The sequence below is a fragment of the Methanothermobacter thermautotrophicus genome, assembly GCF_014889545.1.
GTDB classification, from domain to species: domain Archaea; phylum Methanobacteriota; class Methanobacteria; order Methanobacteriales; family Methanothermobacteraceae; genus Methanothermobacter; species Methanothermobacter thermautotrophicus_A.
Window position 1 is genome coordinate 148,465 of record NZ_QKOF01000006.1, and the last position, 25,097, is coordinate 173,561.

General features: G+C 49.0%; 30 protein-coding genes. 15 read left to right on the forward strand and 15 right to left on the reverse strand.

Annotated elements, in window-relative coordinates; translation table 11 throughout:
- Positions 1–54: 54 nt before the first annotated feature.
- On the reverse strand, positions 55–687 hold the full coding sequence (gene psmB / locus DNK57_RS05195) for an archaeal proteasome endopeptidase complex subunit beta (protein ID WP_192961976.1): 633 nt from the start codon (positions 685–687) through the stop codon (positions 55–57).
- A 232-nt stretch (positions 688–919) separates the two neighbouring features.
- On the reverse strand, positions 920–2,011 hold the full coding sequence (locus tag DNK57_RS05200) for a formate--phosphoribosylaminoimidazolecarboxamide ligase (protein WP_192961977.1): 1,092 nt from the start codon (positions 2,009–2,011) through the stop codon (positions 920–922).
- A gap of 145 nt (positions 2,012–2,156) precedes the next feature.
- Between DNK57_RS05200 and DNK57_RS05205 the strand changes: the two genes are divergently transcribed.
- Positions 2,157–2,882, forward strand: coding sequence for a class I SAM-dependent methyltransferase (locus DNK57_RS05205; protein WP_192961978.1), 726 nt, complete (start codon positions 2,157–2,159; stop codon positions 2,880–2,882).
- A 183-nt stretch (positions 2,883–3,065) separates the two neighbouring features.
- Positions 3,066–3,614 (forward strand): DUF429 domain-containing protein, encoded by a 549-nt coding sequence (locus DNK57_RS05210; RefSeq protein ID WP_192961979.1) that lies wholly within the window; start codon positions 3,066–3,068, stop codon positions 3,612–3,614.
- 25 nt (positions 3,615–3,639) lie between these two features.
- Here DNK57_RS05210 and cofG read toward each other — a convergent pair whose 3' ends face one another.
- The 7 genes from cofG to DNK57_RS05245 form a co-directional block, all read right to left on the reverse strand.
- Positions 3,640–4,713, reverse strand: coding sequence for a 7,8-didemethyl-8-hydroxy-5-deazariboflavin synthase subunit CofG (gene cofG / locus DNK57_RS05215; protein ID WP_192961980.1), 1,074 nt, complete (start codon positions 4,711–4,713; stop codon positions 3,640–3,642).
- A gap of 21 nt (positions 4,714–4,734) precedes the next feature.
- A complete protein-coding gene (locus tag DNK57_RS05220) occupies positions 4,735–5,172 on the reverse strand; it encodes a DUF2120 family protein (RefSeq protein WP_192961981.1) in 438 nt (145 codons plus the stop codon).
- An 8-nt stretch (positions 5,173–5,180) separates the two neighbouring features.
- Positions 5,181–6,137: a GTP cyclohydrolase MptA gene (gene mptA, locus DNK57_RS05225; protein ID WP_192961982.1), complete on the reverse strand. Its 957-nt coding sequence runs from the start codon at positions 6,135–6,137 to the stop codon at positions 5,181–5,183.
- 200 nt (positions 6,138–6,337) lie between these two features.
- The gene (locus tag DNK57_RS05230; RefSeq protein WP_192961983.1) at positions 6,338–7,006 is read right to left on the reverse strand and encodes a SepCysE family protein; all 669 of its coding nucleotides are present in this window, start codon (positions 7,004–7,006) and stop codon (positions 6,338–6,340) included.
- 13 nt (positions 7,007–7,019) lie between these two features.
- Entirely contained in the window at positions 7,020–8,015 is a 996-nt protein-coding gene (locus DNK57_RS05235) for a histone deacetylase family protein (RefSeq protein WP_192961984.1), read from the reverse strand.
- Positions 8,016–8,049: 34 nt separating this feature from the next.
- Complete coding sequence (locus tag DNK57_RS05240) at positions 8,050–8,523, reverse strand: Lrp/AsnC family transcriptional regulator (protein WP_048060987.1); 474 nt, start codon at positions 8,521–8,523, stop codon at positions 8,050–8,052.
- Between the two features lie 152 nt (positions 8,524–8,675).
- Positions 8,676–9,353, reverse strand: coding sequence for a DUF4013 domain-containing protein (locus tag DNK57_RS05245; protein ID WP_192961985.1), 678 nt, complete (start codon positions 9,351–9,353; stop codon positions 8,676–8,678).
- 127 nt (positions 9,354–9,480) lie between these two features.
- Between DNK57_RS05245 and DNK57_RS05250 the strand changes: the two genes are divergently transcribed.
- Complete coding sequence (locus tag DNK57_RS05250) at positions 9,481–10,167, forward strand: hypothetical protein (protein WP_192961986.1); 687 nt, start codon at positions 9,481–9,483, stop codon at positions 10,165–10,167.
- 46 nt (positions 10,168–10,213) lie between these two features.
- On the opposite strand, the gene DNK57_RS05255 is transcribed toward DNK57_RS05250, so the two are convergent.
- On the reverse strand, positions 10,214–11,353 hold the full coding sequence (locus DNK57_RS05255) for a tRNA (guanine(10)-N(2))-dimethyltransferase (RefSeq protein WP_192962305.1): 1,140 nt from the start codon (positions 11,351–11,353) through the stop codon (positions 10,214–10,216).
- Positions 11,354–11,525: 172 nt separating this feature from the next.
- On the opposite strand from DNK57_RS05255, the gene DNK57_RS05260 reads away from it, so the two are divergent.
- Together DNK57_RS05260 and DNK57_RS05265 are read left to right on the forward strand one after the other, a co-directional pair.
- The gene (locus DNK57_RS05260; protein ID WP_226891086.1) at positions 11,526–12,359 is read left to right on the forward strand and encodes a CPBP family intramembrane glutamic endopeptidase; all 834 of its coding nucleotides are present in this window, start codon (positions 11,526–11,528) and stop codon (positions 12,357–12,359) included.
- A 159-nt stretch (positions 12,360–12,518) separates the two neighbouring features.
- Complete coding sequence (locus tag DNK57_RS05265; RefSeq protein WP_192961988.1) at positions 12,519–13,601, forward strand: DegT/DnrJ/EryC1/StrS family aminotransferase; 1,083 nt, start codon at positions 12,519–12,521, stop codon at positions 13,599–13,601.
- A 232-nt stretch (positions 13,602–13,833) separates the two neighbouring features.
- On the opposite strand, the gene DNK57_RS05270 is transcribed toward DNK57_RS05265, so the two are convergent.
- A complete protein-coding gene (locus DNK57_RS05270; RefSeq protein WP_192961989.1) occupies positions 13,834–14,133 on the reverse strand; it encodes an MTH1187 family thiamine-binding protein in 300 nt (99 codons plus the stop codon).
- A gap of 38 nt (positions 14,134–14,171) precedes the next feature.
- On the opposite strand from DNK57_RS05270, the gene DNK57_RS05275 reads away from it, so the two are divergent.
- The gene (locus tag DNK57_RS05275) at positions 14,172–15,008 is read left to right on the forward strand and encodes a TIGR00269 family protein (RefSeq protein WP_192961990.1); all 837 of its coding nucleotides are present in this window, start codon (positions 14,172–14,174) and stop codon (positions 15,006–15,008) included.
- Between the two features lie 142 nt (positions 15,009–15,150).
- Here the strand turns inward: DNK57_RS05275 and DNK57_RS05280 are convergent, their stop codons facing one another.
- The 4 genes from DNK57_RS05280 to comB form a co-directional block, all read right to left on the reverse strand.
- Positions 15,151–16,740 (reverse strand): GTPBP1 family GTP-binding protein, encoded by a 1,590-nt coding sequence (locus DNK57_RS05280; protein WP_192961991.1) that lies wholly within the window; start codon positions 16,738–16,740, stop codon positions 15,151–15,153.
- Positions 16,741–16,756: 16 nt separating this feature from the next.
- Positions 16,757–16,966 (reverse strand): DUF1922 domain-containing protein, encoded by a 210-nt coding sequence (locus DNK57_RS05285; protein WP_192961992.1) that lies wholly within the window; start codon positions 16,964–16,966, stop codon positions 16,757–16,759.
- A gap of 85 nt (positions 16,967–17,051) precedes the next feature.
- Entirely contained in the window at positions 17,052–17,765 is a 714-nt protein-coding gene (locus DNK57_RS05290) for a TraB/GumN family protein (RefSeq protein ID WP_192961993.1), read from the reverse strand.
- Between the two features lie 20 nt (positions 17,766–17,785).
- Entirely contained in the window at positions 17,786–18,442 is a 657-nt protein-coding gene (gene comB, locus DNK57_RS05295) for a 2-phosphosulfolactate phosphatase (RefSeq protein ID WP_192961994.1), read from the reverse strand.
- 86 nt (positions 18,443–18,528) lie between these two features.
- Between comB and DNK57_RS05300 the strand changes: the two genes are divergently transcribed.
- From DNK57_RS05300 to DNK57_RS05340, 9 genes are all read left to right on the forward strand, one after another.
- Positions 18,529–19,059 (forward strand): hypothetical protein, encoded by a 531-nt coding sequence (locus DNK57_RS05300; protein ID WP_192961995.1) that lies wholly within the window; start codon positions 18,529–18,531, stop codon positions 19,057–19,059.
- Complete coding sequence (locus DNK57_RS05305; RefSeq protein ID WP_192961996.1) at positions 19,044–19,961, forward strand: methanogenesis marker 7 protein; 918 nt, start codon at positions 19,044–19,046, stop codon at positions 19,959–19,961. Before DNK57_RS05300 ends, DNK57_RS05305 begins: the two co-directional genes overlap by 16 nt.
- A 51-nt stretch (positions 19,962–20,012) precedes the next feature.
- Positions 20,013–21,083: a metallophosphoesterase gene (locus tag DNK57_RS05310; protein WP_192961997.1), complete on the forward strand. Its 1,071-nt coding sequence runs from the start codon at positions 20,013–20,015 to the stop codon at positions 21,081–21,083.
- A gap of 73 nt (positions 21,084–21,156) precedes the next feature.
- The gene (locus DNK57_RS05315; RefSeq protein ID WP_192961998.1) at positions 21,157–21,726 is read left to right on the forward strand and encodes a DUF134 domain-containing protein; all 570 of its coding nucleotides are present in this window, start codon (positions 21,157–21,159) and stop codon (positions 21,724–21,726) included.
- Positions 21,727–21,742: 16 nt separating this feature from the next.
- Complete coding sequence (locus DNK57_RS05320; protein ID WP_192961999.1) at positions 21,743–22,093, forward strand: NifB/NifX family molybdenum-iron cluster-binding protein; 351 nt, start codon at positions 21,743–21,745, stop codon at positions 22,091–22,093.
- A gap of 8 nt (positions 22,094–22,101) precedes the next feature.
- On the forward strand, positions 22,102–22,923 hold the full coding sequence (locus DNK57_RS05325; RefSeq protein ID WP_226891087.1) for an Mrp/NBP35 family ATP-binding protein: 822 nt from the start codon (positions 22,102–22,104) through the stop codon (positions 22,921–22,923).
- Positions 22,923–23,297 carry a NifB/NifX family molybdenum-iron cluster-binding protein gene (locus DNK57_RS05330; RefSeq protein WP_192962001.1) on the forward strand — a complete coding sequence of 125 codons (375 nt, stop codon included), beginning with the start codon at positions 22,923–22,925 and terminating at the stop codon, positions 23,295–23,297. Before DNK57_RS05325 ends, DNK57_RS05330 begins: the two co-directional genes overlap by 1 nt.
- Positions 23,298–23,326: 29 nt before the next feature.
- Positions 23,327–24,202, forward strand: a complete 876-nt coding sequence (locus DNK57_RS05335; RefSeq protein WP_192962002.1) for a nucleotide-binding protein — start codon at positions 23,327–23,329, stop codon at positions 24,200–24,202.
- Positions 24,165–25,097: an ATP-binding protein gene (locus tag DNK57_RS05340; RefSeq protein WP_226891088.1), complete on the forward strand. Its 933-nt coding sequence runs from the start codon at positions 24,165–24,167 to the stop codon at positions 25,095–25,097. The genes DNK57_RS05335 and DNK57_RS05340 overlap by 38 nt, the downstream gene beginning before the upstream one ends.

The following is a 25,097-nucleotide window of genomic DNA, read 5'->3' on the forward strand; positions in this document are numbered from 1 at the left end:
AAACAGGGGGTATCAGTAAACAGTTGTTTACTGCGGTTAAAAATAGGGAAAAAATCAGTTGAGGTTTTCAATCCTTCTCTGGATTTCCTCTTCACCAAGCATCCTGAAGCCTTCCTCCTCTGTAACGGTCGCCACAAGGATTCCGTTACCTGAGTAGGTGTCCCTCTCCATGGCGGATTTTATGGCCCTTATGGCCACATCCACAGCCTCGTCCACGTATATATCATCGCTGTATCTGTCCTCAAGGACACCGTAGGCAACCGGTGAACCGGAACCCGTTGAGACGAACTTGTCTGGTATCATCCCTCCTGATGGATCAAGGGAGTAGATCTTCGCACCGTTCTCGTCAACACCTCCAAGGAGTGTCTGGACTATGAATGGGTAGAAACGTGATGAGTGCAGTATATTAGCTGCAAGTGCAGCTGCGGCCTCTATGCTTATTTTCTCTGAGTTCCTCATGCGGTAAAGTGCAGCCTCAGCCTTGAGGTACTTCATGAGGCTCTGGGCATCAGCCACGGAACCTGCTATGGTTGCTGCTATGTGTTCATCTATTTTAAAAATCTTGTCTGTAGCCTTATGGGCTATGAGGTTGCCCATACTGGCCCTTCTCTCTGTGGCAAAAACAACTCCATCCTTGCATGTTATGCCAACAGTTGTGGTGCCTTTCAGCGTGTTTTTATCGTTCATGGATACACCTCTAATAAAAATAATAAAAAACAGTCCTAGATCCTATTATGTTTTTATGGTATATATAGGGTTTTCATTTAACCCTGCAAAGGGCTGTCCCTATGGACATAAAAGTGTTCTGTATCAGTTATATAACTGGAGGTCCTTATTAAAGTTTGCGATTTTTTTATAATGGCTATGGAATTCCAGGGTTGAATACAGTCAGATATAAAAAAAATGAAGGGTGGGAGTATCAGGTTATGATCTCTGGAAGGCGGTCCTCCTCTGCAGCCACCTTAATCTCCCTTGCAACACGGCGGCCCATGCTCATACCCTCACCGTGGAGGAGGTAACTGTAGGTTGAACCGTGCATGAAGGTGTTTGTACCCCCATCTGAACGTGCGCTCATCTCAAATGTCACGATTTCAAGGTTATCTGTGCACATGGTCTGGAGACAGAAGGGACCGTTCATACCTGGTGGAACAATCCTGCTGGCAGCCTCCACCATCCGGTCCCCCATATCAAAGGCCTGGGGGAGGAGGGATTCCCTCATTGCAACCGGATGGTTACCTGTTATCACGTAGGAGGGGTCCATGTTTATATCAAGCTGGTCCCTTGCAGGTATCCTTACGAGTCCATCGATATTTGACTCGTACCTGCTGTCCATACCCATGAGTTCGACCTCATCGTTCATGATTGAGTAGAAGTAGTGGATGCAGAAGTTGGTACCTGCCACGTACTCCTCTATGTGGGCATCTTTAACATCATCCTCTGTTATCCAGCCCCTCTCCATCATTGAATCGATTTTATCATTGAACTCCTCTGTACTTGAAGCCACGAAGTATCCACGACCACCCCTGGCGCCTGGGAACTTGACCATGACGGGTCTGTCTATTTCATCAGGGTCAGTGTACTTGAAGGGTATCCTTATACCCGCCTCCTTCATGAGCTTCCTCTCAAGGTCACGTTCAGATTCCCATCTAAGTATATCCCTGTTACCGAACATTGGAACATAGAAGTCATTTTCAATATGATCAAGCCCTGCGTAGGCAACAAATGATCCGTGAGGGACTATTATGCTGTTCATTGACCTCAATTTGTCCTGAACATCATCATTCACTATATCACTGAATTTATCAACCATTATGAACTCATCTGCAACTCTGAATCGCTGATATGGGACTTCACGACCCTTCTCACAGACAACTGCGGTTCTGAAGCCCTCCCTCTTTGCACCGTTCAGTATGTGGAGTGATGTGTGGCTGCCCAGGGTTGCTACTGTTATATCTTCCCTGCTGTATCCTTCAAGGATGTTGAGTATCTCGTCACGGTTTACCTTACTCATAAAAAAACCCCTTGGATTTATATATAAATGGTTTAATTTCTTGATAATTATCTTTTTTGCCTTCCGTCGAAGCCATTAAATACTTGGAGGAAAAAAGAACATTTATGGATTTATTTTTTTAAACACTCCCCTAAACAGTGAAATCATGAAATGGACAAGGATAGGAGATATTATAGTCCTTAACAGGGAAGTGGATGACCCGGAGGGTTTGCTTGAGAGGGAGGGGGCCAGGAGTGTAATCAGGGTGGAGGGTATACACGGCCCCCTCAGGAGACCCAGGGTGAGGGTAATGGCAGGCAGCGGCACAGAAACTGTCCACAAGGAGAACGGCTGCCTCTTCAGGATAGACCTCTCAAGGGTCATGTGGTCACGGGGTAACATAAACGAGAGGATCCGCATACCATCACTTGTGAGGGAGGGTGAGACCGTTGTCGACATGTTCGCAGGTATAGGGTACTTCTCCATCCCGGTGGCAGTCCATTCAGATCCCGGCAGGGTTTACTCTGTGGAGTTAAACCCGGACTCCTTTGAACTCCTCAAATCCAACATAGCCCTCAACAGGGTTGAAGGGATAATAGAACCCATCCTGGGGGACTGCCGTGAGGTAGCCCCTGAACTCGATGCTGACAGGGTTATAATGGGTTACGTTGGAAGGACACACCACTTCCTTGACGCCGCAATGGAGTGTGTCAGGGATGGAGGGGTTATACATTACCATGAAACAGCACCTGAGGCCATAAGATTCTCAAGGCCCCTCAGACGGATTGAAAGGGCAGCACATCCAAGGAGGGTCTCACTCCTCGATAGGCGCGTTATAAAGAAGTACTCCCCGGGGGTCTGGCATGTTGTCCTTGATGTCAGGGTACATTAGTTGCCTGGATAGAGAATGCTTGATGCATGGATAAAGGTGGAGCATAAGAATGCATCCCCTGATACAGGATAAAACTTCACGTTTCTGGCATTCACAGTATACATTCCAGATGATGATAGAACTTCCTGTTGAAGGGATATTAAAAGAGCCGCAGGTGGTATTCTGACCATTAAGGTTGCGGGTGTGGATCCTGCCGCAGCTGATGGAAGGGAGAGTGGAGTTTTCATCCTGGAGGGCGACAGGCATGAAATATTAAGCGCATTCTCCCTTCAGGAAATAATCGATGAAGTTAAGTCTGTGGAGGTGGTGGCAGTTGACGCACCAATATCCCTGCCTGCCGGACGATGCTGCCTCGAAGCTGATTGCAGCTGCAGCAGACATGGACACTTCAGAAGGGCTGACCTGGAGCTTAGGAGGTATGGCAGTGTTCTTCCCCTCACCTGGAGGGGGATGAGGGAGCTCACCATGAGGGGTATCAGCATGGCAGGGAAACTTGGCTCCATGGGAGTGGAGGTCATTGAAACACATCCAAGGACCGCAGATTCCATGGCTGGTCTATCTGGCCGTCTTATCAGAAAACTTGGCATTGAAAATGTGAAGATGACTGTGCACCAGAGGGACGCCCTTATAGCAGGAGCTGTCGCCATCCTCTACTGCAGGGGAGAATTCATTGAACTGGGGGATCCACAGGAGGGTAAGATAATTCTACCAGCCCCTGGAGCAGAGCTTTAGTCATGCAGGGGCACCGTTAAGACTTTCAGCGGATGAACTGGGGGTAAAGTTCCTCTATCCTTTCAATAACACGGGGGCTCAGAAACTCCCTGGATATGAACTTTCTGTATACCGGGAGCCTCTCCTCAAGAACGAATCCAGCAGATTCTGTGATCCTCCTGAGTTCATCTATCTCAGGCCATGGCGCCTCGGGGTTCACATGGTCCCTGCTGATTGGTGATACACCACCCCAGTCATCTGCACCCGCCAGGAGGAAGACCTCACCTGTTTCCCTGTTCAGGTTCGGCGGGACCTGTATGCTCACATCAGGGAACATTATCTTCGCCGCCGCAACCATCTTCACCATTTCAAGGAGGGAGGGTTCCTGGTGATTCTCCATGGGGATTCCAGGTTTTGAGCGGAAGTTCTGGATTATTATCTCCTGTATGTGGCCGTACCTGTCCTGTATGCGCCTCAATTCAAGGAGTGACTCAGCCCTCTCCTGGAGGGTCTCACCTATACCTATGAGTATCCCTGTGGTGAAGGGTATCCTGAGCCTTCCAGCGTCCTCTATCATCCTTATCCTCAATTCAGGGTCCTTACCAGGGCTTTCACGGTGGGCATCTGTCTCCATGAGCCTCGGACTCGCCGATTCGAGCATGAGGCCCATGGATGCATTGACCTCCCTCAGCCTCCTCAGGTCCCTGTAGCCTATCACACCCATATTGGTGTGTGGAAGGAGCCCGGCATCGAGGGTCAGTTCACATAGGTGATAGGTGTAATCCACCATATCCCTGAAGCCAAGGGACTCCAGTTTCTCCTGGACCCCTGGGAACTCATGGGCATCCTCACCAAAGGTGAAGAGGGCCTCGGTACATCCAAGGGATATGGCCCTGCTCACCTCCCCCATCACGTCTTCGGGTTCAAGCAGGGGGGGCTCAGGGGTGTCTGACCTGAAGGTGCAGTAGCCGCAGCGGTTCCGGCAGGCCCTTGTGAGGGGTATGAATACGTTCCTCGAGTAGGTCACGCTTCCTGGTTCACAGGCCCTCCTCATGAGGTCCAGTATATCAGGGCCTTCCAGGAGGAGGAGTTCGAGGATCTCATCCTTTGAGTGGAGCATGGGGGCACCGTTAAAATTAGATTATTCAGACAGATCAGAGACAACAACCTCAACAAAACAGGGTCCAACTCCGCTCCGGTCCCTGTAGAGGACCACGAAGAGACCTGTCTCGTCTGCCATGCAGAGGCGATAGTCAACACTGAAGTTCATATCCTCAAGGGACTCCTTTAGACGGTGTATTCCACCTATATCGGTTTCTGTTCCAACCTCCACACATGACCTTATCTGTTCATCCATCACACCTATGAGGGCGGCGCCCTCCTCTGAGAGTAAATCCAGTTCCTCGGCTCCAAGGTGTTCAATCAGACTATCAAGTTCCCGGGACATGTCATCTGTATTCATCCTCTTCCTTGACATCCCCCTCACTATGAGAATTTCCCGGGAGTCGAGTGCGGGCCTTGAACCCTCAAATGCTTCAAAGAAACCCATGATTTCTCCGGCTATCCTGTGCAGTTTCATCAATCATATCAGCTCCCGGTGTCGTTAAGTTCTTCTATTTCGTATCTGAGCTCTCCCATGGTGGCAACCTTCTCTGCGAAGGCGTTGTGTCTGTGTATGCTCTCCTCGTTTATCTGCCTTACGGTAACGATGGTGTCATCCGGCAGGTGGGGGTACTCACTGACTATCCTGTGGACCATGTTACGGACACAGTCCTCCACGAACATGGGATTATCATGGGCACGCATCACCACGGCGTTCTCGTCGGGTCTCTTGAGCAGCTCATAGACAGGTGAACTCATGGAGCTCTCTATGATGTCTATTAGTCTCTCAGCCCTTATGGTCTGGTCCTCCGGGACCTCTATCATTATCATGCCACGGCCCCTCTGGTTGTGGGAGGCGAAGGATACACAGTCAAGGACTCTCTCGACGGTTTCATCGTCAAGGAATTCAAGGAGCTTCTGACGTGAGGTTTCCCTGACGGATTCCTGTGCGCAGGGACACACGGTCATCCCCACAACCTCCGCCCCTATCATCTTCCTTATGACTATACCCTCATCGTCCCGGTATCCGATGGCGTCTGCCATTATCTTTGTCATCTCCTGGCTTCTCCTCCGGGTCACCGGGGACCTTTTCATGAACATGAAGTCGCTCTTCATGCTGACTTCAGCCCTACGGGCATACCTGTGCTTCTTGAGGAGTTCATTAACTATCTCTGCGCAGAGGGATTCCAGTTCAAGTGCGTTGTTCTCAACAACCTCCTCGAGGACGTCACCTATGGCCTCGGGGTTCCTTGACATGTGGATCCCCCGCTGTTTACTCGGGAGATCCACGAAGGCATCAAATGTTGGAAGCAGTATTATGGGCCTTCTACCATCCCTATCTATCTTCAGAAGCTTCTTAACACCTGTAACACCCACCCTTGTGAGGTGGACGGGGATGCTAGGAATCTTGTCCTGTGTATCTGGAAAACAAACTAAACCCAAATTTTACACCCCATGAGTAATGGTTACCTCGGTTTTAAGTATACTATGAAAACTTTGCTTATATACTTGTCCGGTGGAGTATTACCTATTTGATTAGATGTGTCTTTTCATGCAATACCTGCAAAATCAGTGGAGGGACAGATTCTCTGTTCTTCGTCAGCATTTGAGGAAAAGACATGAGGTCCATGAAAAATCAGGAATCAGGAGAGTAACTCCAGGATCTCCTCGGCGGTCAGATCCTTTATGTTCTCCCTTAACCTTGAATCGGCACCATAGAGTTCCTCTGCCCTCGCTGCAAGGAGTTCAGTACTTTTATCGGATTCACCCACAACCAGAACATCCTCGAGGGTGTCAAGCTTCCTTTCAATGTCGTTGCGGAGGTGCTCTATCTTTTTCTCTATACCCCTCAGGGCACCCTCAGGGATTTTTGGATTTATCTCCTTCATATCATCGACTGAGAGGGGAGCTCCTGCAACCAGGATGTTCTGGGATTCCACCCCTGCCTTCACAAGGAGTTTTTTGACCGAGGAGTTGTTCACAATTATGAGTTTACCCCTTACAGCCTCCTTTATTCTCTCGGCAGGGTCCTGCCTTTCAAGGACACCGAAGTCTGCGAGTACATGGTCAATGGCCTCCCTGGCGACTATCAGCCTCCTGCAGAACTCTGAAGCATCCTCACCTCTAAGTTCATGGGTTGGGAGGCTTGTGTAAATGTACTCCTCGGCCTCGATGAGTTCCATCATGGCCTCCTGAAGCTTCCCGGTGTCAATGACACCATCACTGGCATCCCTGAATCCCTGTTCCCTCTTGAGGTTAATGCATGACTTCCTTATAAGCTTCTCTGCCTGTTCAAATCTGATCCTTTCCATTTTCAATACCCTCTCAGAAGTTGAAGTATGGTGAAAACCTGTCACTCAGCTGGCTGAATAAACCAGAGACAGCCCCTGGTGCAGCTGTTTCAGGTTCGTATTCTTTACCATCAAGGCCCCTCAGGAATGCGATGTTTGATCTTCCAAGGGCCACAGGGTCATAGCCACCCTCCAGAACCGCTGCACAGGGGAGTCCTGTCTGATGTATGAACCAGCCAATCCATGAGAAGAACTCCTCCTCCACCATGATCTCTGCAAGGGGGTCCCTTCTGTGGGCATCAAAGCCTGCTGATACAAAGATCATGTCTGGCTGGAACCCCTCAAGGACCCCTGGCAGTATCCTCTGGAGTATCCATATGTATTCAGGGTTACCTGAACCCCTGGGCATGGGTATGTTGAGGTTGAAGCCCTCCCCTGCACCTGAGCCGGCCTCATCAATGAATCCTGTTCCAGGGAAGAGGGTCCGTGGGTCCTGATGGATGGATATGTACATCACATCCCCTTCCCTGTAGAATATGCTGGAGGTACCGTTCCCATGGTGGACATCGAAATCAAGCACAAGGGGCCTTGATACCCCCAGGTTCCTGCGGGCATGTTCAATGGCGATGGCGATGTTGTTGAATATACAGAAACCCATTGAGCGGTCATAGGTGGCATGGTGGCCAGGGGGTCTTCCAATTGAGTAGGACCACCCCTCCCTGAGGGCCTCCTCAGCCGCCAGCATTGCTCCCCCTGCTGAGAGCCTCGCGACACTGAAGCTCTCCGGGGTCATGTAGGTGTCATAGTCAAGCCATCCCCCACCCCTACCTGCGAAGACCTCAAGGTACTCCACATGCACGCTGCTGTGGACCATTAGGATATCATCTATTCCAGCCATCTCAGGCTCCACGAACCTCAGGGAGAGGTCTGAGGATTCTATGGCATCAATTATGGCCCTGGTCCTGCTCCTATTCTCGACGTGCCCCTCCTTGTTGTGCAGGTCATAGGATGGGGAGTGAATGATAACCATATGTTTATTATTTCTGGTCCAGGAAATAAATAATTTAATCTCCGATCATCTTGGTGGAGGTCATATCCTCCTTGACGATGTTGAGGACAGTCTGTGTGTATGTCCTCTGCACATCACCTTCACTGAGAAGACCCTTTATGAAGCTGTCAAGTTCACCGGTGTCCCGGAACTTACCTATGAGTATGGCGTCGAATTCTCCTGTAACGTCGTATACTGCCAGGACATTCTTATGGTATGCAGTCCTTGTCTCCCAGTTCCTCAGCACACCACCCTTGACCTTAACCCCTATGATGGCCGTCAGCTTGTATCCAAGCTTGGAGTGGTCGATTATGGGCACAAATTTCTTTATAACTCCCTTTTTAACGAGTTTCTCAACACGGTTGTGCACGGTACCAACTGAAACGTCGAGTATCCTTGATATGTTCCTGTAGGACATGCGTCCGTCCTCATTCAGGAGGTCTATTATCTTTCTGTCAATATCGTCGATTTTGACCAGATCATCATCCATACAAATCACCACTAAACAATGTATACCTATGGAAGTTATATTATAAAGTTTTTTAAGTCCATATAAATTTAGAAGAAGTCATCGACCTTTATAAAATAGGGGATGTTCCCTTATAAATGTTTATCTGAAAATTAAAAAAATAAAAGGTTGATTTATTCGTAGGCGTATCTCAGTGCAAGGGCCCTGTTCCAGAAGAGCTGGATGTAGGGGTATATTATAAGGAACGCAATCAGGGTACCAATTATGGGTATCACATTCAGGAAACTGGCGACAAATGCGATTACCACTGCGATCAGACCCACAACGATGTACCATATTATGTAGTCCAGCCATCCGATCTGGGATATCACATCAAGTATCTCACTGAACCTGAAGGCTGCACCGAGTTCGCTGTCATTGTAGGCCATGTGTGCGATGGCTATCGTCTCTATGAGTCCAAGGATAATTGCGAGTATTATACCTATTATAACTGTACCACTTAACAGGCCTGTGAAGGCTGTGGGGTTTGTGATAACACCTGTTTCCGGTGAAACCATTGTAAAGGAACCAAGAACACCTGCGAATATAATTATCAGTGGAACTATCATGTATGCTATCTGAACAACGAATACCTTAAGCCCATCTACGAACATCTCTCCCCACTCATCGAATTCAGGGAGTTCATCGAAGCCAGCTATTGAGGCCTTCAGCGCCCTGAAACCATACCCCATGACCAGGAAGGCGGGTAAAATTAGAGCACTGGCTATCATAAGGACACCCAGTATTATGACCTTCTTCCAGTCACTGGAGGGATACCTTATGGCATCGTTTACAATTTCACCTATATCCATATCTTTCACACCTCCGCGGATTCCCGCACGTAAAACTATATAAATGATTATATATAAAACTGCCTAATCTGTTTAGAGGAAGATATAAATCACTGCAAAGTTAATAATCCATCGAGCAGGTGAACTGATGAAGAAGGGGATACTCATCATAGCTTTACTGGTAATCACAGGGGGTTACCTTTACTTTACAGGAACTCAGGGGGACTTTGAACCCCTGGGAAGGCTCGCATTCGTTAAGATTGCAAATCCAGATATGTACCCCGGGCATATACACTCAAAACTACTGGCAGACTATGCCCGTGAAAGGGGATCAAAGTGCATCCTGGTGGTCCATTACGGTGGAAGCTCCAATTACCGCTGCTACATGGAGGGCGACGTCTACATCCTTGAGCTCGCCTACGTTGAAAAGAAGCAGTACACGCCGGGTATAAACTGGACAGAGGTATGGCAGGAGGGAATATATGGCATACCTGACGATAAATGGACCTACCGTTCGGATGGAAAGGAATTCAGAACACTGGACGAGGCCCTTGCATACATAAAGGAAAGAGCGGCTGAACATGGCCAGGAGGGGCCCATACCCCTTGTATACCATGGTACGGTCAGGCAGGGGGATATCTTCATAAACCAGGGCTGCGGATTCCCATTATACTATAAGATCGCCAGGAAGTATTATGGTCCCGTGGGGGCGTACTTCTACTGCCTGAAGGGAATGATCTTTCCCTACCTCAACAACCCCTACAGGAACTTTGAGATCAAGAATGCAAGGGCACTGCAGTACTACTACACCCACAACATGCTCAACTATGAATAATATGGATTGGGGTCTTTCGTGACCCAAAAAATTATTCTCAGTGTTGTTATACACTGAATCCTTCAAGGACTTCCTCAATATCCCTTATGGTGGCATCGGTCTTTATACCGGTTGGCCTTATATGGGTCCTTGAAACCCTGAAACCGGCCTTCTCAAGGCCATCCATCACATCCCTCAGGGGCGGTGCACTCCTTCCAAGCTTACTGCAGACCTCATGGATATCATAGAATCCAGGGGGCATCCCTGCTTCCCCAAGACATGCCTTCAGAAGTTTAAGGACATCGGTTGCAGTGTTAAGTTTCTTGTTCTCAACCTCTCCTATCATCTCACCGATGAATCGACTGTCCTGAATATCACCGACCCATAGAGGACCTGCTGCCTCCATTTCAGCACCGCAGTGGGGGCACTCCTGTTTGAGGGGCACAAATCCCTTCATGTGTTCATGGTGAAGGCACTTGAAGCAGTGGAGAATGAATCCAATATTCCTGAGGGACTCATCGGCCCTCCTGGCACCCCTCCTCACGTGGATGTATAGCCTCATGTAGTGCTGGCTGCTGTGGGAGAGCAGGACCGATGCTGACTTACGGTACCTTGCCAGGTTCATGGCTGTGAATCCTGCCAGTATCCTCAAGCCGATCTCATGACAGTACTCTGTTTTAAGGGGCCTTGAGGAGTACTTCCTCAGACAGGGCTTTATGTAGGTGCCGCAGAGGCTTGAGGTGTCGGTGGCTGTAACGGCAAGGAGTGAATTGTTCCTTGCCGAGGCTGCAGCGGAGTCCAGGAAGGGTGCAGGGGTTCCGAAGGGGTCGATGTCTATGACATCAAATCGTCCATGATTAGTCCTGAGGAAGATGCTGGCATCCTCTCTGCTCACCTCAGGGGATACTGAGTTCATCAGGGAGTTATTTTTTATACATTCAACTGCAAGCGGGTTTATGTCATTTGCAAAGGCCTCAGAGACTCCTTCAACCTCAACCAGGTACCTTATGGCCCTTATACCACTTCCTGAGAATGTATCTGCAACGCTGATCTCCCCACCGAGGAGCCTCTGGAAAACCTGGAGCGCTACCACTGACACATCCCTGTTGAACTCCATGGCAGGATTGTAGAATACAGGGGCCCTGGCCGAGACCTTGGTGAAATCAGGGACCATTATGGTGACTGAACCCTCATTCGCCGTTATCATATTCAAGACTACCACCTCAAAATATTTATTAGTGCCGGAAGATTAGTGTGATACATGGTCATCAATTTATTAAAAAAACTCATGGTCATCATGTAAGGATTGGAGCTGGTGATGGATGGAGGATTTTCTGAACAACGTATACCTGGGAAGGAATGATGCATGGAGATATCTGATGACAGTATTTATGAGCTTTGTTGCATCCAATGTTGGTGCTGGTCTCATGGTGGGTGTCATCATTGCAGCCATCCTGCTACTTAAGGGTGGTGAAGGGGCGCTGGGGGACATTTCAACCTTCAGCGGTCCCACACTCCTCCTGATGGTGGCCATAGGGTTTTCAGCGTCAATGTTCTTCCTCTATGTTGGACTGAAGTTCATCCACAGGAGGGATTTCATATCTGCAGTTAATTCGAGGGGATATCTTGACTGGTGGAGGATCCTGAGGGGCGCGGGTGCATGGTTCCTCATAGTTGGCGTGCTTGATCTGTTATCAGTCCTTGCTGACCCATCAGGAGTCAGATTCAATTTTGGGGCGGGGTTCTGGTGGCTGCTAATCCTGGCCATACTGGCCTTCCCGGTCCAGGCATCCTTTGAGGAGATATTCTTCAGGGGGTACCTGATGCAGGGGTTATGGGCTGTTATAAAGAGGCCGGTGCCACTCATAATAATCAATTCAGCAATATTCTCGATTCTCCACTGGTGGAATGGTGCAACCCTTAGCATGAGCCTTTCAATAACGGTCAGTACCTTCATCATAGGTCTTGTGCTTGCACTGGTGACGCTGGCAGATGATGGTGTGGAGATGGCCATGGGCGTCCACATTGCAAACAATCTCTATGTGAGTGTCATACACAGCTCCCCGGATGCCGGTCTGGGGGACCTCCCATCCCTCATGGTGAGCCCATCAGACCCCTACACGCCTCCCCTGACACTCCTCCTGGCTTCAGCACTCCTTGTCCTACTACTCTTCAGGGGTCGCTATCAGGATTTAGGCAGGATATTCCGGTGATTCACGGTTAAAACCGACAACATCTTTTCAGGGAATATTTAGCGGCTGGTATCCCTCCAACCTTAAGTTTATCGATTTTTCTGCACGGGGGACCGGACATCAATTTTTAAGTGCCAGCACGATATAGTTAAATCAGTTAACTTTCATTCGGGTGTTCAAATGATACCGGTTGCTACTCCAATAATCGATGAAGAGGAAATTCAGGAAGTCATAAAGGTACTTAAATCGGGTTTTATAGCGCAGGGACCCAGGGTGGCTGAATTCGAGGAGAAATTTGCGGCCTATGTAGGAACAGATCATGCAGTTGCAACAAGCTCAGGCACAACAGCCCTTCACCTGGCCCTTCTCGCCACCGGAGTCGGAAAAGGGGATGAGGTAATAACAACTCCCTTCAGTTTCGCTGCAACGGCAAACGCAGCTCTCTACGTCGGAGCCACACCAGTATTCGCAGATATAGACCCCCTGACATATAATATAGATCCCGAGAGGATAGAGGAACTCATAACGCCCAGCACAAGGGCGATAATACCGGTCCACCTCTATGGCCAGCCTGCAGACATGGACCCCATAATGGACCTTGCAGCTGACCACGACATCCTGGTCATTGAGGATGCTGCACAGGCCCATGGCGCAGATTACCACGGGAGGAGAGTCGGTTCCATGGGCGATGCCGCCTGTTTCAGCTTCTACCCCACAAAGAACATCACAACAGGCGAGGGCGGAATCATAACAACTGATAACGATGAGATAGCTGAGATGGCACGCATACTCAGGGCCCATGGGGAGACAGAACGCTACAGGCACACATACCTGGGATACAACTTCCGCATGACCGACATCTCAGCCGCCATAGGGATAGCCCAGCTCGGCAAACTCGAAGAGTTCAACAGGAGGCGAATTGAAAATGCAACTTACCTCACATCCCAGCTGGAGGACCTTGAGGGAGTATCAACACCCCACATTTCAGAGGGGGTCAGGCATGTCTTCCACCAGTACACCCTTCGTGTTCCAGACTCAAGGGATGAACTCATGGGCTTCCTCAATGAGAGGGGTGTGGGTACAGGCATCCACTATCCCAGACCAATCTACAGGCAGGAACTGTACCAGAGACTGGGTTTTAATGCCAGATGCCCGGTCAGTGAGGCGGCTGCAGCGGAGGTCCTCTCAATACCGGTGCACCCGGCCCTAACCACTGAAGAGCTTGAGACAGTCGCAGGCACGGTCAGGGAATTCTTTGAGTAAACCGTGACCCTGAGCTGCTTTAATTCCTTCATGCTGATGTTGGCTAGATTGAGTAAAACAGAAAAATTAATTTTTTATTCCAGTCAGCATCAGCTCATGGAATGGTTAAGATTTGTTACTTCCAGGAAATTCCAGTTCTCAGATTGGAGCGCCAGATACCTCTGAATGGGCACCATGTTGATGGATCAATGCTGGCACAATCAAAAACTCAACCTCTGATATGTCCGGGCCCCTAAATCTTTTCCTTCACAGATTCAACCTTATCCCTTAAACCCCTGTCGGCATCCCTTCTATCATCGATCTTGAGGGTTGTGTAGACCCTCTCTGAACCTGCCTGGAGGACTGCCTCATGGGCGGCCTTAACGGCATCCATGAGTTCATCAATGTCTTCAGCCTCAAGCAGTGTCCCCATTCCTGAGATCTCATACCTCACATTCCGCCTCTTGAGGGCTTCGACGGCAGCTGCCACGTAGCTGCTGAGTGAGGTGCTGCAGGTACCCAGGGGTATTACGGTTAACTCCGCGGTAATCATGATTAATTATATGTCCCATCGTTTATATATAGGGTTCCATGGATGTCCAGAAATTCAACCAGAGAATCATGGGAAGGATCAGGGGACTCATAGAGGGTCATGAACTCATAAAACCAGGTGAACATATTGCAGTTGCACTATCAGGTGGAAAGGACAGTGTGCTGACACTGCACGCCCTCTCTGATCTCAGGAGCGACCTTGATTTTGAGCTCACAGCTGTAAGTGTTGACGAGGGGATAAGGGGCTACCGCAGTGAGGGGGTGAAGGCGGCAAGGGAGAACACAGAACTGCTTGGAGTTGAACTCATAGAGAGATCATTCAGGGACGAATTCGATTTTGAACTGGACAGGATCACTGATAGATTCAGCAGCCCCTGCATACCCTGCGGTGTCTTCAGGCGATGGATACTTAACAGGACGGCACGTGAGATAAGCGCCTCAAAGATTGCAACGGGCCACAACATGGATGATGAGATCCAGTCCTTCATCATGAGCCTCGCAAGGGGTGATGTGAGGAAATTCTCAAAATTCGGGCCAGAGCTTCAGAGGATACACCCTGCAATGGTGCCGCGCATAAAACCCCTCTGGAGCACGCCTGAGAGGGATGTGGCGCTCTGGGCTGTTCTCAATGATGTCAGGGTCCACCTTGACTCCTGTCCCTACTCTGACCTTTCCATGAGGTCAAGGATAAGGGACTTCCTCAACCATCTTGAATCAGAAAATCAGGATGTGAAGTTAAGGGTGATGGAATCATTCAGGGGGACCTTCCTCCCCCTGGCCGAAACCGGGGGTCTCAGTGAATGTATACAGTGTGGAGAACCTTCATCAGGGGATAAATGTAAGGCATGCGAGTTCCTGGAACTCATAAAAAACTGATTAAAGCGCATGTTATTGTGCCGCGTGTTTTTTGGTTTATTCTTATCAGAGTGTGGTATTGTGTTGTGTCGCATGAGGGTTTATCTTATCCTAGTCACTACTTGATGGAGCCACGGCCAACATGTATTTATGGGGAGGGGGTTTATCTTATGATCCTTGTCACTGAACCTATCCCCTTGCTCCTTCCCTCACGGAAGATTATCTTCTGACCTTCCCTCACATGGTGGGGCCTGTACTTGAACCTCATCCTCACCCTGCCCCTGTCACCTGCAGACATGAAATCAGAGTCAAGGGGTTCAAGAACGGTTGTCTCGGCTATGGTTTCAATGTGGGTCACACTCTCATAGCCCGCCTTTATGGTTGTCGGATGCACCAGTATGGCGACCTCTGCCTCAAATTCCCTCACAGCTTCAGGTTCATAGTCTGGATGGGAGAGTATCATACCCCTCTCTATCTCATCAGGGGAGGCCCCGGATATGGATATGCCGACGATGTGGCCGGGCTCTGCACAACCTATCCGGTAGTGGTGCATTTCTATTGATTTGACGGTGACCTCCCTGAATTTCCCTGTCTTAAGGGGTCCCAGGAGGAGGGTGTCACCCTTTTTCACCAGTCCCTGCTGGATTGTCCCGCTGACAACGGTACCAACACCCCTGATGGAGTATATCTTGTCTATGTACATGAGGAATGGCTTCTCATCATCCTTAACATCCCGCCTGACCCTGAGGTTCAGGAAGAGTTCATCGAGGATTTCAAGGCCCTCCCCTGTAACTGAGGAGGTCTCGATTATGGGGACTATGTGCTGGTTCATCTTACCGGCTATCCCGGCTGCAGCATCCCTGCTCTTCACATGGAAGGGGATCCTTCCGACCAGTTTAAGCAGTTCAGATATCTTCTTCCTCACATTCCTCTGGTTTTCAGCGGTGGCCATATCGCACTTTGTGAGGGCCACGATTACCGGGAGCTCCATGGCGATCATTATACCCAGGTGCTCCCTTGTTATGTGGGTGGGCCCCTCATCGGCTGCCACCGTGAGGAGTCCGTAGTCGAGCTTCTGACCCACAATCCCCCTTATGGTCGTTCGAAGCCAGGGTTCATGGCCGACGGTGTCAACGAAGGATATGACTCTATCTGCTTCATCCATGAGGCGTGACTTCTCCTTCCTGTCAAGGGGGTTCTTGAGCCTCATAACCCTGCCGTCCCTGAAGCCGTAGATGGCAAAGGAGAGATCAGCCGACAGGCCCCTCTCTATCTCATGCTTCTGGACATCAAGGAATATCCTTGTCTTACCGCTCCCATCATCAGGGGTGCCTGTTGTGAGGGTCCCCAGGAGGGTGCTCTTACCATGGTCCACGTGGCCAGCAACACCCACCAGGAGGTGCTCCCTTGCTGTTTTCGCCTTCCTTGAGATTACAACCTCTGCTACCATACCCTCTGTACCCTCATGGAGGTTAACCTCCTCCACAACTGCACCTATCTCACTGCTGAGGGTTCTTAGGACCTTGACTGACTCATCCAGTTTATCAGCAGGGAGGCCGACCGGTTCACCGCTGTCCTCCACACCCAGGAGGTACACTGCCCTGCCCTTACCCCTCTCCATACGGTACTTCATCTGGGATATCAGGCCCTTTCTACGGTCCATCTTCAGGTGATACCCGGCTGAGAGGGCCTTCTTGAATTCTATGTTCCTTCTCTCACCCGGGGATGTGAATGATCTCAGGTCTTCTATCATATCTCTGAATCTATTCCTATTTTATGGGATTTGTGAAATGGCATGAGCCATATTTTTCTTCCTGCAGTTTTCTTACAAGTTCCGATGCTTCCTCGAAGCTATCAGCCCTTCCGAATATGCGTCTATCTTTGACATTCACGGTCCTCCCGCAGACGCATTTCCGGGTTTTTGCACCCTCCCTTGAGTAGAGGGCCCTTCCACAGTCGCATCTGAATATTATGTACATCATATCACACTGCAGCTTACTGGTTTACATTTATGGGGGGTCATTAATTAATGATTTTTTCCTTCATCGATGATCATCCATCTTTCTACAACGGTTCCAGATCGGGGGGTATCTTCATCAGTTCATCAATTGGCGGCAGCTTCTCGGGCTCCTGGAGGTACTCCTCTATACCCTTCCTGTGACCGGCGCCCACAACAGCCACCACCCGGTCCTCCTCGATGGAGAGCAGCCTGTGGGCCATGAAGGCATCCCTTTCTTCAACTAGGACACGGTATGCTGCCGGAGAGATCTTTTTGAACTCCTCCATAACCTCAAGGAGAGTATCATCACTTTTGAGGTCTTCGATCTCCTTCGGATCATCCTTCCAGAGGAATGATCTTATTATCCCTGCGAAGAATCTGAGCTTCTCAATCCTCCCCATGGATTTAATGGCCCTCTGCATGGTCAGTCCGATGTCACGGTCTATGAGTGCCAGTCCAGCTCCCACATCATGGGCGGCCTCTATGGCTGCCAGCATCTCTGAGCCGGGTTTCACGCCCAGATCCTCACCAACCTTCCGCTGGAAGTAGGTTAAAACCCAGCCCGCAAGGATCACCCCAGGGTTTCCATGGCGTAGGGCTTCCCAAAGGGATGGTTCATCCCTCTGAACCCCGAATTTTTCATCCATGAGCCTGCGGTATCTCTCAGCGTCCAGTTCAACTGCAACGACGTCTGGTTCCATCTCAAGGATGGTTCTTCTTACCTCCTCTATACTTTTACTTGATACGTGTGCTGTTCCTATGATCTTCAGTTCCTTCATCTTCGATGCAGCCTCCGGATCTACTCCATGAGTTCTATTCTCCCATCACGGTAGATGGGAACGTTCCCTGTTATGTTCCTCCTGATGCAGTACTCAACGTCCTCCATGAATCCAAGGCCTCCCAGCCTTTCAGCTGATCTGGATCTGCGTATGGCATCATCAACCAGGGATCTGTCCTGAACTGCTAGTACTGAGGCCTCTGCATATTCGTCCATTTCACCATCGATGGCCGCTATTATTTCACCGGCGCAGAGGAAGTCCTCTATGGCAAATCTCCCATTAACACCGGCCATAACCACCTCAACTTCATCTGAAAGTTCCCTTGCAGCCTCAGCCACGGCATCCAGGTTGTTGAGACACCCAACAAGGGCATCTGACTCAACAGATTCAAGGATCCTTGTGCCGTTACTGGTGGTGAGCACCAGCGCATCCCCACTGTAGTTCTTAACTTCAATGGGGGAGTTGGCTATGAAGCCGGGGAGGGTCTCACCTCCACGTTCCCCTGCAACCAGGTAACCCTTCCCGGAGTACTCAAGGGCCTCTTCAATGTCAGCAACAGGGATAACCTCCCTGAACCGGTCAAGGGCTGCCGTGATGGTTGCACTGGCCCTCAGGAGGTCCACCATTATGCAGAGTCCACTGCCTTCCGGTCTTTCAAAGCTCAGCATTACCCTCATCGGTACACCTTCACTTCATCAGCACACATTTTATTATAATTGATAGAGAATTTATTGATTAGGTATATAGGCTTGTGGGTGAATTCATGAGGATCGTCACAACCCCCATGTGTGAGGGGATACTGAGGATTGCAGGTGTCAGGGGATACCGTGTCACCAGGAACCCTGAGGACGAGGATGCAGATGTTGCCTTCGTACTCTCTGAGACACCTCTGGACGGGGCCATTAAACTTAAACTCAACACATTCCCCCAGATAAGGGAGGCAGTGGCCACCGTCTTTAAGACAATCCAGGAAATGGACCCTGATAGTCTTAAGTATTCCTCAACCAGCGAGATTGACTTTGAAGTCTGCTCTCCATGGTGGCATGACCCCTCACGGCTCCGGGAGAGGAACAGCAAAATAAAAGTAAGGGTTTATTCAAATTTCTTAAGGGATATAGTGGAGGACATGGGCTTCAGCGTGGTTGATGGGGATGCTGACTTCACTGTATGTCCTGACTACATGGAACTTGACTGTATAAGGGTGCCCTCCCACAGGAACCTTCCCCTGGACCCTGTTAAGAGGGCCCTATTCAGGTACAGGTATCTGGAGAGGAAACTATGTATGAAACCTTAACGTATCAGGGCGGTGTGCACCGCCATGAGGAGATGAAGGAACTCATTGAGGACCTGGGGGGCTTCGTGCTCCAGGAGAACATGCTTCAGATGGACCTGATACTCACCCTGGCGGTCCCAATAGAGGACGTGGATAAGGTCAGGGAGAAGGCTAAGGAGCTCCTGGGGAAGATCAAGGTGGCCCCCATGGCTGGTACCGAGATAGCCATTGTCTCCCCGACCCTTGCCAGGCACCACCTTCCCCACTCTGCCTGTGACATATCAGAGTACCTCAGGAGATACGGTGCCAAGGATAACATGATAGGACTTGCCCGTGGCGCAGGTAAGGGCATCTCAAGGATATCTGAGGATGAGAAAAAACTCATAGAGGAGCATGACCTTGCAGTTTTCGCACTCGGGAGCTTTGAGCAGTGCATAAAGGACAAGGTCCACCTCTTCAGTGACATAAAGATCCCGGTGGTTGTCACTGGTTCCCCCGAGGAGATTGACCTCAGCGACCTTCCAGGCGCAGACGCCTACGTTGGTGGTCTCGGGAGGATACCCCGGAGGCTGAAGAGGGGAGAGGATATACGAGCGTTAAGGAAGCTTGTGGAGGTTGTTGAGGGACTCCTTGATCAGAAAAGGCGTGATATGGCTGCTGATCCTCCTCTTGTCCCATCCATACTTGTGAAGACCGAGATAGAGAACCAGGTGCCTGCCATCAGGGAGGTATACTCACCAACTCCTGTAACCAGTCAGCTTGATGGTGTCCGCGTCAAACTCAACTATGACCGCTACCATGAGGAGATAGCCGACGTGAGGGTATCTGATTACCGGCTGGGGGATATCTCTGAGATCAGGAAGTCAATGATGTATGACTACATCCTTGTGAAGCTCCTCCCCGAGAGTTCAATAGTTCAGTGATTACTAAATGGAGAGGCGACTCAGCTTTGACTTCAGTGGTTCAGTGATTTGATGAAGAGGGAGATACAGGTTTCTGCTTTCATCATCTTCATCACACTTGGCTATTACCTTTTAAACATCCTTGCCCTGGGATTTCTTGGCGCGGAGTTTCTCAGCATCCCCCTGACCCTTCTACTACCTGCATCAATCCTGATTGAGAGGGAGAAACCGAACCCCATTTCAAGGGCCACCTACATTTTTTCAATGCTGTGGCTGGTCTTCATGATCTATCTCCTCACTGGATGGGCCCTAATTCAATTCATATGGTTCTTCATGGACCTCCCATGGCTGAAGGTTCTGACCGTATCATCGGCTGCAGTAGCTGTCGCATATGGCGTATTCAGAGCTGCAAGGCCTGAAATTAAGTTTGTTGAGATCCCTTTTCCTGTTGAGGAAAGTTTGAGGTTCGTCCAGCTCTCTGACGTTCACATGGGAACGGTACGCTCTGCAGGTTTCCTCAAAGGGGTTTCAGGGGCTGTCAACAGGGTTGAACCGGCAGCGGTTTTAATAACAGGGGACCTTCTGGATGGTTCAAGGCCTGTGGATTCCAGCATTCTATCAACCCTTAAAACAGAGGCACCCATATTTTTTGTTTCGGGTAATCATGATACCTATGCAGGTGACTTCAGAGCAACTGTTTCTGATGCAGGTATGATGTGTATTGATCAGTCTGTCATCGAATTTGAGGGTATACAGATAATAGGTGTTGGTTACTCCATGGAGAGGCATTCAATTCCAGCCATACTTGACATGCTCGATTTTGATGAGGATAGACCAGCGCTGCTTCTCCATCATCTTCCTGTGGACTGGGAGGATGCCAGGGAGCGCGGTATTGACCTTCAGCTATCTGGCCACACCCACGGCGGACAGTTCTACCCCTTCAACATCATCGTGGGACTGATGTTCCCATTTCTGAGGGGACTTTATTCTGATTCAGGGAGCTTCCTCTATGTTTCGGAGGGTACAGGTACCTGGGGTCCACCTGTACGTCTCGGATCATCCTGTGAGATAACTGTTATTGACCTGGTCCCTTTAAGGGGATGTGATGAGGGGAACTCCGGGGACCTACATTTACATGGATGAAACTGGCTTTTCAGCTGATTGCATGGTACTGGTGCAAAACTATATATACCAGTTTTGAATATATATTCAAAACATGCCTAGACCGAGAAGATTCAGAAGAATTCTTGGAGAACCCCGTGTGGTCACATTTTCTCCGGAAGCCAGTGAGGATGAGACAGTGGTTGAGATAACCCTCGATGAATTTGAGGCAATAAGGCTGAGGGACTACCATGACATTAAACAGAAAAAGGCCGCTGAGATCATGGGAATATCACAGCCAACATTCCACAGAACCCTGACATCAGCACGGGGAAAGATAGCAGTGGCTCTGGTCGAGGGCAGACCAATAATACTGAAGGGAGGTGATTATATCACAGACAGAAGAAGATACAAATGCATGGACTGCCAGTTCGAATGGATCTCACCTGAAAAGGAATACAAAAAATGTCCGGACTGCGGTTCAGAGAACATAAACGTCGTATCAGCCGAAACAATACCAAGGTTTGGTAGAGGCGGATACGGAAGGGGCTTTGGTGCTGGACGCGGAGCTCCACGTGTCTGCAAATGCATTGAATGTGGATACGAGGCACCGAAAACACCTGGAGTACCCTGCAGGACAGAGAAGTGTCCTAAGTGCGGAGCACCAATGTGCGGCGCCGACTGAACAGGAGGACCATCAGATGAAAATATGTATTCCCGTAATGGAAGAAAGGGGCATGGATTCAAAGGTTTCAGAGCACTTTGGAAAAACGCCCCTATTTGCTTTTTATGATGACGAAGTAAATGAACTGGAAATAATAAAAATAGAGGGAAGGCACAGCGGAGGAAGACTAACACCCGCAGAGATTCTGGTAAATTCCGATGCAGATCTCCTCATATGCGCAAATATGGGCTCAAAGGCCATTAACCTTCTCAGGACACATGGTGTTGATGTTCTGATGGGTGCCAGGGGAACAGTGGCTGAGACACTCAAAATGCTTAAAATGGGTGAGCTCACAGGAGCTGCAGATCCCTGCAATGGACTTCATTGAGGTGCATCATGACTGCTGAAGACACTCAAAAACTGACCATAATGGAACAGGACGTGAAAATCGCGAGGGCCATGTCCAAAATAAAACATAAAATCGTTATTATGAGTGGAAAGGGGGGTGTTGGGAAGTCCACAGTCACAGTAAAACTTGCTGAAGAGTTTACCAGGAATGGTTACAGTGTATGTGTACTTGATGCAGATGTCCATGGCCCTGATATCCCGAAGATGATGCATGTGAGGGAACCCGAGATCACCCTGACAGGAAATCTTATAAATCCCATACCCACACCAGTGGGTGCAACTGTGATGTCAATAGAATTCTTCCTCCCATCAGAGGACACACCGGTCATATGGAGGGGACCAAAAAAGACAGGGGCCATAAGACAGCTACTTGCAGATGTTAACTGGGAAGGAATCGACGTTTTAATCGTTGATAACCCTCCGGGAACAGGGGATGAGCCACTAACGGTTCTCCAGTCCATTCCTGGCATTGACGGTGTGGTCATAGTCACAACCCCCCAGGAAGTTTCAATCCATGACGTTGAAAAATGTATCAACATGGTTAATCACCTGAAGATTCCAGTCATGGGAATCATAGAGAACATGTCATATCTCCATTGTCCAGAATGCGGCAAAAAGATATTTCTATTCGGTAAAGATGGTGGAAAATATCTTGCAGAAAAATTTGATCTCCAGTTTCTGGGTGAAATCCCCTTTGAAACAGGGATATCTGGGGATAATGAATCATCAGCCATTTCAGACATCAACACCGAGATGGTGAAGATATTCAATAAACTTGAGAAGTACCTTAAAGATGGTGGTGTTAATTAATGAAGATAGCAATAGCGTCCTCTGGAACCGATCTGGAATCAGAGGTCAGCAGATTTTTTGGCAGAGCTCCCTATTTCATGATTGTTGAAATGAAGGATGGTAATATAGAATCCTCCGAAGTCATTGAAAACCCTTCAGCATCAGCTTCAGGGGGAGCAGGTATAAAAACAGCCCAGATAATTGCAAATAATGGTGTGGAGGCAGTTATAGCTTCTTCACCAGGTCCAAACGCCTTTGAGGTTCTGAATGAACTGGGCATAAAGATTTACCGGGCAACCGGAGCATCAGTTGAGGAGAATATCAGGCTCTTCACAGAGGGAAATCTTGAGGAGATACGATCAGCGGGCAGTGGCCGTGGCAGGAGAAGAAGATAGACACTAAATTATGATGAGCCGGTGTTTCGATGAAGCCCTTAATGGTAGCAATAACCGGGGGAAAGGGGGGAACAGGAAAATCAACCATAGCATGTTCTCTTGCCATAGCCCTCGCCAATAAATTCAGGGTACTCCTCGTAGACACAGATGTTGAGTGTCCAGATGACCACATAATCCTGTCCGTACAGAGAAGAAAAACAGATGAAGTAACTCTTCAGATACCCTCCTTTGATTTTTCAGCTTGCTCCATGTGCGGTAACTGTTCAGAGGTGTGCAGAAAAAATGCAATCGTATTTGTGGAGGGCAGGCACCCAATTCTTGTCAGGGATAGATGCAGTGGCTGTGGGACATGCAGTCTTTCATGCAGAAATAATGCAATAAAGGATGAGGAGATGGTCGCAGGCTTCCTTTATGATGGCAAACTCCCTGAAAATTATGATGAGAAAATTAGAAGAAATTTCAGGTTACTTTCCGGGGAAACAACTGTGAATATAGAATCAAGCGCACGATTGGTGGATTCACTCATGAAAAATGCGAGAGAGCACCATGATATGGACTTCATAATCATTGACACTGCAGCAGGAGTCCACTGTAATGTTATACATGCCATCATGGATGTTAACCTTGCCTTTGCTGTTACAGAGCCAACACCCTTCGGTAGTCATGATCTGAAGCTGATACTTAAGCTCCTTGACAGGCTGGGTGTAACTTCAAGTATTATCCTCAACCGTGCAGGAATTGGTAACGCAGACCCGATACTCGAGGTTTCCAGAGAAACAGGGAGGCCCATTGTGGCTGAAATAGGATATTCTAAGGATGTAATGGAGGCCTATTCAGCGGGTGAACCCCTTAATGTTCCAGAAATAGATGCTGTTGCAGAGTTACTTGAGATGCAGAGGTGTTAACGTGAAGGAGGTATGTATCCTCTCAGGAAAGGGTGGGGCTGGAAAGAGCAGCATAGTGGCTTCAATGGCGGTTTTACTCGCTGATAGAGCAGAAATAATCGTTGGGGACTGCGATGTGGACACACCCAATCTGGCACTCATCATGGGATCTTCAGGGGATGTGGAGTGCGAAACCATAAGGGCCTCTGAAAAGGCATTCTTAATGGCTGAAAGATGCAAATCAAGAAAGAAATGCGTGAGGGTATGCAGATTCAATGCAATAAAATGGAGTGCAAAGAACTCAAAACCTGAAATAAATGAATTTCTCTGCGAAGGATGCGGAGCATGTGCATATATATGCCCTGATAGAGCGATAGATATCAGAGAAGTGGATACAGGAAAGATTTGCTATTTTAAGTCTGATTACGGATTCGGTGTAGTATCCGGCCATCTTAAAATTGGTGAGAGAGGCTCAGGAAAGATTGTGGATTCTCTGAGGAGAAAGGTCTCTGAAATTGGAAGAGCGGAGGGCCTGGATCTGGCTCTCCTGGATTCAGCAGCCGGTATTGGCTGCCCTGTGGTATCATCAGTTAAGGGATGTGACCGGGCCATTATAATAACGGAACCTACAAAGGCAGCTATAAATGACTCTAAACGTGCAATAGAACTTGTAAGGCATTTTGGGATCCCACACTCCATAATAATCAATAAATACGATTTAAATTATGAGATCGCAGCTGAGATAGAAGATCTTGCAGACAGGAATGAGATACCCATCATGGGAAGGATACCCTACGATTTGGCATTTACAGATGCTCTGGTTAACGGATTACCCGCAGTGATCTGCAATCCCCACCTTAAAAAGCTATTTAGGGGGATGGTTGATGAGCTAATGCTAAATATGGGGCTGGATTGA